Source organism: Mycoplasma enhydrae (assembly GCF_025779955.1).
Classification (GTDB): Bacteria; Bacillota_I; Bacilli_A; order Mycoplasmatales; family Metamycoplasmataceae; genus Metamycoplasma; species Metamycoplasma enhydrae.
The window spans coordinates 100733-110715 of record NZ_JAOXHI010000002.1; the positions used below are offsets into that span (position 1 = coordinate 100733).

The following is a 9983-nucleotide window of genomic DNA, read 5'->3' on the forward strand; positions in this document are numbered from 1 at the left end:
TTATTTTTATTTTTTTAAAAGAAAATGCTGTTTGAAAATTTTAAATTTTATAATTTGTCTTGCTAATTGAAATTAATATTATGAAAACAATAAATCAATTTCTTTGATATACAAATAAAAATTACTTTTGAATTTACATATCTACACTTCTTACATTTTAACTATATTACTTTTTAAATAAAAAATATGTTATATAATTATTATAAAAGTAACTTATGATAAAAAATAGGAAAATTTTTGAAGCGAAAAAAATTTATAAAAATATTGGAAAACATTCTATTATTAAGAATGCCAATTTTATAGTGTTCGAAAATAGAATTCATGTTTTTATTGGTGAAAATGGAGCCGGCAAATCAACATTAATGAACATTTGTTCAGGTAATGATTTAAATTTTGAAGGCGATTTATTATTTAATGATAAAGATTTTGACAGTATTAATGTGCCAAAATCTTTTTTATTTTTTAATACCAATTTAAAATTCCCTCATTATTTAAATGCGTTTGAGTATGTTAAGGAATATATTTATCTATTTAACGATAAGAAAGTAAACAAAAATTTAATTTTGGATAAATTCAAAGAATATGGTTTAGAAAATAAAATTAATAATAATCCTAATTCATTTTCAAGTGGGGAACAAAAAAAATTAATTTTATTATTTTCTGAATTAGCCTGTCCTACTTTATTGTTTTTAGATGAACCAGATTCTAATCTTGATCCTACAGCTAGAAAGATGCTATATAAGAAATTGAATAATTTTGGTGAATTAGGAATTACTGTTTTTATTTCCACTCATTTAATTGATGAAGTAAAAAAATACACTAAAGATGCAACCTTTATTAAAAGAGGGGAAATTGTTTGAACAGGAGAAATATCTAATAGTCAAGATTTAATAACTTTATATAATAAACATATTATTGGATAACTCGGGAGGGAAAGGAATGAAAATTTTATTAAAAAAACACTTTAACTATTTTATAAAAAATAAATTTTATTTAATAATATTATCCTTGTCTTTTCTTCTTGTGGGGGCGATTATTCCAATTGTTGTTTTACCTAAATTATACGAATCATTTAATTGAATAAATTTTTTTTTAGTTTTTATAATTAATATATTTTATGCAATTATTTTTGTTCAATTGTTTTTTATTAATTCTAAAAAAAATCAGTATGAAAACCTAATGAACTCTACATTTTCTAATAAAAGACTAATCTTTAATTCAAAATTATTATTTATTGCTATTGTTTTTCTAATAATTAATTTCATTTGATCAATATTATTTGTCAGCTTGTATTTTATAAAAATATCAAGCGTTTCTTATTTATTTGGGTTTTTTGTCTCTTTTGTTTTTGCTAACTTTTTCACTTTTTATTTAATTTTCATTATTCTTGTTTTCTTAATTTCTTTTTCGCGTAAAATTTTGGTAAGAAATACAACTTATTTATTAGCAGCTACTTTTATGGTAACATTACCCTTTATTACAAGAACATTTTTATACAAAACACATCAAAATGTAAATAGTAATAATTATTATAAAATTTTAGAATTGCAAAAAGAAAATAATGTTTCAAAAAATAAGTACTATATATCAACTGTTGAAGATAATAATGTTGAATTAAGCAAAAACTTGAATAAAAATTATGTTGATATACTAAATGGTTTCTATTTACTTCCAAACATTTTTGTAAATAGAAATTTAAGCAATTTTGGTTTGGAAGATTATTTAAAATATAATTATAATAAAAAGTACAATAACTTTATTTTTCACTCAAATTGAGAAGAAACTTTATGAAAAAAAGAGAATAATTATTTTATTTATGAATTGGCTGGATTAGAAACAATTAAATTAAATAATATTGAGATTATTAATTTATTTAAAAATGAAATATTTAATAAACTACCAAAAATCAATATAAATAGTATTTTTATAAAATTAAATAAGCCAGTATGAAATATAAAAGAATTTTCAGAAAAAGAAATTAAAGCAATTCAAATTTTCTTAGGTAAAAAAAATAAAAATATTCAATACCTTAGACGAGACTTTGAATTAATAATAAAGAATAATAATCAGCTTAGAAATAATTTAATCAACGAATTTGGCGATGATTTTTATAAAATGGTTAATTTATTATTTTTTGATAGGCCTATATTTATGGAACAAAATATAAAAAATAAAAATTCTTTATTATTTATTCAAAATGCAATTCCTGAAAATAATACTATAAATATGGAAGAAAAAATTACTTATAAAGATGAAGAATTTATTAAAAATCAAATGGTAATCTTTTTAAACAATAATGAAATTTCAATTTTGAATAATGATTTGGAAAGATTTAAAATACAAATAGACAGATTTAATAATGTTTTTTCTAACATTAATAACCAGAATGAATGAATTAATTATGTCTCAGAAAATTCTTATAAATTTAGAAATATTTTAAAACTTTTAGAAGATTTACAGTCTTTAAGTTTGAATGATAATACTATATATAGTTTAAATTTATCACCTAATTCCAATATAGCTAAAAACTATAAATATAGTTTAAATTTCAAAACCGAATATATCAATAAAAATGATTTTAGTTTTGCTGTAGTTGGTTTCACAGTTTTATTTTCTTTAATAATATATTTAATAAATAAAAGCAAGAGCAAGGAGATATAGTATATGAATAAAAAAACAAAAAAAATATTATTTAACACAATTCCATTTTCTATATTGGCAACAACTTTGATTAGTGTTCCCATAATTCAATTATCTGGACTTTTTAAGGAAGAAGCCGAATCTAAGAAGTATTATTTACAAAATATTTCTTTTAATTCTAAAAGAGAATGAGAATCTGCAATTAGGGCTATGACTAGTGTAAAGGAACTATCAAAAAATCAGATAACTTATTATTCGAGAAATAATAATAAATCTTTTAATGATTTGCATGAATTAAAACAATATTTAGCAAAAAACATAGTTACTCAAGAAGGGACTTTTTACGAAAATCTAGACTATTTTACAGATAAAGACAATTTAAATCAAGATGGTTCCTTATCTGAAAAACAGTTATCAAAAATTAATTTTAGTAATAATGATCATGAAAAATTATTTTTTATGGGTAAAGATGGCTATGCTTATGATAATGAAAATGATGCCAAAGATTCTTATTCAAGCATTAATTCTTTCTTTAAATTTAAAGGTAAATACTATGATTCTAGAGAAAAGATTATTGAGGAAATAACAAATAAAGTTGTTGAAATCGAAGGATTAAAAAAAGAGAATAAAACAGAATCAGAGCAAGAATTTAAAATTAGAAAGTTATTAGACTATTTGAAAATAGAATCGCCTAAAAATGTATTTAGAGCACCTAATGGAAAAATTGTAAGTTTAAAAAATGATTTTTCAAATCTAAATTCTTATGAGAACGAAAAATTAATTAGTTTTATAAAAAATAATCACAAAACCTATGTTAAAAATAAACAAACGAACGAAATCTATACAGAAGAATATTTTGTTGACAATATTCTACAGAAATCTCATGATTATAGCTCACCAATTATCAATATAAAACCTAATACTGGAAAGAAAAAATTTTTAGTGGACATTCATAAAGATGACCCAGCTAATTTGTATGGAGAATATGTTCTTGAAAGTTCTAGCAATGATATTTTAAAATTCACAGAAAAGGATCGATGAATAGAACACAAGAGAATCGATAATAAGCAAATAATAAATCAATCAGTAACTAGAAAAATAGTTAATAATTTTATTTCAAACTTATTAAAGGCTAATAATTCATATGAAATTTATAATTATTTCGATAAAAATCCAAAAGCTGATAAAAATTTTATTTCACAAAATTATGCTGATAGGTTATCTGCTCTTAATTATTTTAAATTTAGAGACGATTCTCAAAAATTGATTTATATGTTAAAAAAGGTGCAAATAAGCGAAAAAGAGAATTTATACCAAAAATTGCAAAATATTTCAAATTTTATGATTGATGGAAAAAATGGTGATTTATTTAGTGGAATTGTTATTTCTTATCTTTCGGGCCTTGCATATTTGGCTAAATATAAAGCTCCTATAAAAACTATAGTATCCTTTAAAAAATATTTTTATAAATTATTTAATGAAATTAATGAATCTATAAAACAGGTATTAGGACCAGAATTTTATGTTAACAATCAGGGGAAAGAAATCAATTTAATTGATATTTATAATATTAAAAATGTGGATTTTGATTTTAATACTAGCTACAATTTTTTTGTTGACACTATTGCTAATAGTAGAAAGGCTATCAATGCAATATCAGTAATAACTTTTGCAATTAATAATGTAAATACAACTAATTCACTAATTTCCTTTAATGATTCAATGTTATTTTGAAAAACAGAGAATCTAAAAGAATTAGAAAAATATAAGAAAATATATGAAGAATACTCCTTAGTATCCAAGAAAGATTCATCATATATATTTAATTCTAAAGACAATAGATACATTGAAAACAAAACAGCTGTAATACATGGCAAATATAAAATAAGTTTATTTAATTTTATTGCTAATAATGCTAATAATTTTAATAAAATAATAAAGAAAACAACAAGAGATTTGATTCAAAAACTCAAAACATTATTAAATGAAAAAAATTATAATAAACAAAATGAAGAGCTTAAAAAGTTTTTTGTAAAACATAAAAAAGAACTAAACTACATTGCAAAACAAAACTTTTCTATGAATTTAGATGAAGAATGAAAACAAGATACTGGAACATGAATTTCTACTAATAGATACTCTTTGGAGTTTTTAAATAATATTTATAAACAATATAAAAAATGGTCTGCAAAAAAAGCATATACCAATAAATTCAGCATCAGAACCAGAGCAATTTATGTAATAAATAAGACAAATACAGTTTTTTCAATAAAAGCAGAACAAAAAGAAGCAAAGAAAATATATGAAAAACCAATCCAAGTTAAAGAATTGGCTTCTATTTTTTCCGAAACATTTAATGTTTTTCAAAATCATGCTTCTCAATATAAGGATTTTTCTATTGATTTTGATATTCAAGGCTTAACTAGTTTTATGGTTAAAAGTATAATGGGTTTCTTGTCTATTTTAGGCCCAATATTTCAGATTTTTGCAGTTTTTGCTGAAATGTTTATAGACATTATTTTTCAAATTATAGGTAAAACAATTCCAAGCGATTATGTTTTTTCTGATACCGGAAGTAGCAATATATATATTTGAGATGGCGGACTTACTCATTCTCGTTTTTGAAATTCACACCAAACAAAAACTAGATCAATTAAGGATTGTAAGCCAATGGAACCAATTGAAATAATGCCCGAATTTGTTAATAGTTCATTATATTTTAATGAAAAAGAATATTCATCTTTAGAAAAAGATAATCTAAAAAAAGATTTAATTGATTTTTCTTTAAATAATATTTACAATAATAATGATGAATACATATTTAAAAGAGTTTATTCTTTTGAAAAAAATGAAAAAGAAAAGCAAATAGATTTTTATCAAGATAGTTTGGAAAAACTAGTAAATGAGTTAATTAAAAACAAAAAAATAGATAAATATTGGTCTTTAGGAGGGTACTTAAGATTTTTAGAAAATGATAATTTAAAATGAATAGGTACTTTCAAAGAATTAAAAAAGGAATATATAAAATTTATTAGAGATGATTTACGACCTATTTTAGTATTGCAAATACCTAAACTAAATGGGGACATTCCTGAAGACCAGACAGCAATTTTAGAAAATAGACAATATGGAAATATACTATATGATTATAAAAAAATTCAAAAAGACTTAAATTCAAATAAAGATTTAGAAAAAAATTATTTAATTTTCGATTGTAATTTGAAAAATTCAAAAGGTGAATTTTATTATTGAAATTCTCTTAATGATTTAGAAAAAAAATTAGAAACATTTAGGTCAAAGTTTAATGTACATTCAAAAGTATCCTCTGAAGAGCAATATTTAAAATTGTATAATTATAAGGATTTAAAAAAATCTTATAAATATAATGTTTATACAATTACAAACAAATTAGGTGAAATGAAGTCATTTATATCTTTCGATGATGCTATTAAATTTTTAAAGAATGATTCATATTTAGGCATTTATAAAGAAACTATCAAAATCAATATAGGCAAAAAATATTTATTTAATGGTAGAGAATTTGATTCTTGAGATGAATTAATTAAATACTGTGAAACTCTAGGAAAAGAAGCAATTAAAAACAAAAAGGAGAGAACAAATGCTTAAAAAATTATTATTGAACGCTTTTTCATTAACTGCTCCAGTAGCAACAGTCTTTTCTCCAACAATAGTTGCTTCTAGAGAAACAAAAAATGAAGAAAAACAATTTAATTTAGAAATAAATGGTCAAAAAAAATATTTAATTCAAAAAAAGAAGCTTTTAATTATTTAAAAGAAAATGGTCAAGTTAATGCTAAACGTTATATTGGAAAAAAGCAGTTTAAAAACGATGATTCAATTATTAGTATGGATAAATCATATGTAAATTTATATGATTCTTCTAAAATAAAACCAGCTTATAAAAACATTTATAATAATTATGTACCTGATAAACAATCTGCTATTTCAACGTATTTAGATGAAAGTGATATCATTAAAAGATATTTGGACTTATATGGTAATGAGTATAAAAATGAACCCGAAGCGAAAAAAAGCATTTTAGATAATTATGACAGAAATACAATAAATAATTTATTTTATGAATATAAAGATAAGCAAAATGAACTTCATTATTTTAATCCTTTTGTAGAATCAGATCAACAAGATTTTTTAAATTTACTAATAAAAGAGGGTCAATTTAAACAAGGTTATATTTTAAAAAATAATGATGGCGAGGATGTTTTATCATTTAATGCACATAAAAGAAAATTATTAAATTCAGTAATTGACAAAATTATTGAATTACATGAAAATAAACTTTTAGATATAAATAATAAAATTCCTTTATATAAAATTAAAATTTATTTTAAAAAAAATTATCAGTATGAAGGAGAAAATATACCAGATTCTAGATATTGAGTAAATTTTATAAAATATAATACTTTTAGTTCAGAAAAACCATGAATTCAAAATGGAAATTCAATAGAAAAAACAGTTAATTTAAATTGATTAAAAAAATACCTTTTAAATGAAGAACTTTTTACTAATTTTAATAAATTTAATGATTTATTTGATAAAAAAGTGAAATACGAAACTTTTGTAATGAAAACTGAATATTTTGGAGAAAAACTTTCGCTTAAAAATGGAAATAATTTTTTGGACTTTTCTAATTTTTCGTTTGAGTCTTGCAACGATTTTAGATACAATACAATTTTTCCATCATTTTGGTTAAATTGGTACATTCCATCAGGATTTTTTAGAAAAAGAAGTTGAATAAAAACAAATTTTACTTTTAATATATCTATAGAACCTAATGAAAAAAGTTTTAATGATGAAATTTTTACTTTATCTAGAAAAAATTTTGACAAACTCTTTCTTAAGGCAATAAAAGAAGGCGATTTTGAAGACGATATTTTCAAGGGCGTTCTATTAAACATGAGTGATTCTATTTACAGTTTAACTTATAATTATTTGCAATCAAATAAACAAATTAAGGCGCCAAAATCAAACATTGAAATTGATTTTAATGATATTAAATTTACAACAAAAAAAAGAAGGGAAAGCCCAATATCTAGTAATTTTTCAAATTTTGAAAAATCTTTAAATTATATGACAAAATCTGAAGATTTTATTGATATGAGTTTAAAACCAAATCCTTTAGAATCAAATAATATAATTAAACCAGTGCAAGTTGTTTATTATGAAAATAATCCAATTTGATATATAAATAGTGATGATTTAAATGATAAAACAAAATATATAAATATCTCTAATAACTTAATAAATAATATGTATAGAGATAAAAACTACATAATTATAAATTTGAAAGATAATAAAGATTTTTATGAAGAATTTATAAAAATGAATAAAGATAATGATTCTTTAACTCTTGATAATTTTAATAATCTACATTCTACAAAAGAAAAAATTCTGTATGCTTTTAAAACTTGAATAAAATGATCAAAAGATAAAGCAAAAGGAGGACAAAAAGATATTAATTTTGTTTTTAATAAAGATAATAATAACAATGAAACTTTTTTATTAAAAACACTTAAAGAGAACAAATTTTTAAACATTGATATTAAAAATATTCCTTTAAAATTATTTAAGACTTTTGCATCTCACATTGATAATAACTATAATTTGAATCGCCCCTACATTGAAGAAATAGTATTTAACGAATTGGAATATAAAAAATTTAAAGAGAAACTTTTAAAAAATGGAATAGTGCCTAGAATAAAATATAAAATTCAAAAATTAGAAAGCGCACTTAAAGCAAATAATATTGAAATTAATAATAAACTATTAGAGTTCAACGATCCAGAAATACTATTGCAAAATTATAATTTACTTTTGGGAAAACTCATATTACCTTCTAAGGAAAAAATATATTATGTTGATGAGAAAAATAATAGTTTATTATATGATCTTAATTTGTTTGATTTATGAGAAATTAATTTAAGTGGAAATAAATACTACTTTGAAAATTTAACTGATTTAAACAAATATATATATAAATATATTGAAATTCATAAGGAGAATATAAACTAATATGAAAAGAAAAATGATTAAAATTTTAGCTGGTTCTTTAAGTTTAGCTGCTATTGGTTTGCCGCTGATTTCAGCTTCTTGTATAAATACAAAAAAGAAAGAATTAACAGAAGAAGATCTAAAAATTTTAGAATATAAAAAAAGATATATTGATAAAAATAATTTAATATTTGATGATTTTGAAGATTTTACTGTTAATAAAGATTATATTTATGTTAATAGAATTCCTGCTATTGAAGTTTTTCCAGAAGTTTATAAAGATTTTACTGTTTGATATGAAGACTTTATGAAAAAACTTGAAATATTTAAAAAAATGTTAGAAAAATATCTTCCCAAAGAACTAAATACATTAGAAATAACAAATATACCTTTTTCTAAGGAGGTTAAAATTAACTTAAATCCCAGAAATTATAAAGATGGAGAATGATGTTATTCTTTTTGAGATAAAACGTCATACAATTCTTTTTGAAAAGTTAATAATCAATTTGTAAGCTTTTTAGAAAAAATTTCAACAATACCTAATTTAAATATTGATATATCTGTTTCTGGCGTTGATCTTGAAGAATTTAAATTTAAAAAAGATATAGAGTATGGAATGGGATATTTTTCCAAATTTATTTTTACTAGTGATTATTGAAAAAAATCAATTAAATTGAAGGATGCTATTAACTATTGAGAATATCCCCTTCCTTTAAACTATATTGAATTTGATAATTTTTTAAATCTATTTAACTTCAGAAAAAAACCTAAATTACTTAAAAATATGAAAGATGATGGTTATAATGAAAATAGTCATTATATATTGTTAAAAAATGGCAAAGAAGTTGATAATAGTTTCAACGTTTGATACAAAACTTTTAAAAAAGAGTACCATTCTTCACATGTGATTTTACCAGAACAAATTTTTATTTTTGAAAAAAATAATATTGAATTGAAGAGTTTATTTAAGACAAATAAATTTGACAATAAAGATTTGTTTTATCAAAATGATATTGAAATAAAAACCTTTTTGCACAATAATTTATATTCTCATTTCAAATTTCAAACAGGAAAAAATTCACAAATTGAAGAAATAAAAAATCCTTGAAAAAAATAGTAAAAATTTGCTTACTATTTGCCAAATTGAAAATTCAAGCACAATATTGTAAATATAAATGTGGGTAGCTAAACATGTCCCCTATTAGTGGACAAATCAATTAAACCTTTCTCATGTAATGACACGGAGAGAGGTTTTTTAGTTTAATTTGTATTCTAATATTATTATAGTAATTTATAAAGTCAGTAATTAGCTC

Annotated in this window: 7 protein-coding genes; 6 read left to right on the forward strand and 1 reads right to left on the reverse strand. The window is 21.3% G+C overall.

The window, feature by feature from the left end:
* Nucleotides 1–215 precede the first annotated feature (215 nt).
* The 6 genes from OF364_RS01095 (at nt 216) to OF364_RS01120 (ending at nt 9787) form a co-directional block, all read left to right on the forward strand.
* Nucleotides 216–923, forward strand: coding sequence for an ATP-binding cassette domain-containing protein (locus OF364_RS01095; protein ID WP_205851485.1), 708 nt, complete (start codon nt 216–218; stop codon nt 921–923).
* A gap of 496 nt (nt 924–1419) precedes the next feature.
* On the forward strand, nt 1420–2661 hold the full coding sequence (locus tag OF364_RS01100) for a ligand-binding sensor domain-containing protein (protein WP_263773976.1): 1242 nt from the start codon (nt 1420–1422) through the stop codon (nt 2659–2661).
* Nucleotides 2662–2664: 3 nt separating this feature from the next.
* A complete protein-coding gene (locus OF364_RS01105) occupies nt 2665–6267 on the forward strand; it encodes a hypothetical protein (RefSeq protein ID WP_205851483.1) in 3603 nt (1200 codons plus the stop codon).
* Entirely contained in the window at nt 6260–6433 is a 174-nt protein-coding gene (locus OF364_RS01110; protein ID WP_263773977.1) for a hypothetical protein, read from the forward strand. The genes OF364_RS01105 and OF364_RS01110 overlap by 8 nt, the downstream gene beginning before the upstream one ends.
* A 74-nt stretch (nt 6434–6507) precedes the next feature.
* Complete coding sequence (locus OF364_RS01115) at nt 6508–8691, forward strand: hypothetical protein (protein WP_263773978.1); 2184 nt, start codon at nt 6508–6510, stop codon at nt 8689–8691.
* A 1-nt stretch (nt 8692) separates the two neighbouring features.
* On the forward strand, nt 8693–9787 hold the full coding sequence (locus tag OF364_RS01120; protein ID WP_205851481.1) for a hypothetical protein: 1095 nt from the start codon (nt 8693–8695) through the stop codon (nt 9785–9787).
* A gap of 100 nt (nt 9788–9887) precedes the next feature.
* Here the strand turns inward: OF364_RS01120 and OF364_RS03060 are convergent, their stop codons facing one another.
* Entirely contained in the window at nt 9888–9977 is a 90-nt protein-coding gene (locus OF364_RS03060) for an IS3 family transposase (protein ID WP_373422513.1), read from the reverse strand.
* Nucleotides 9978–9983 lie beyond the last annotated feature (6 nt).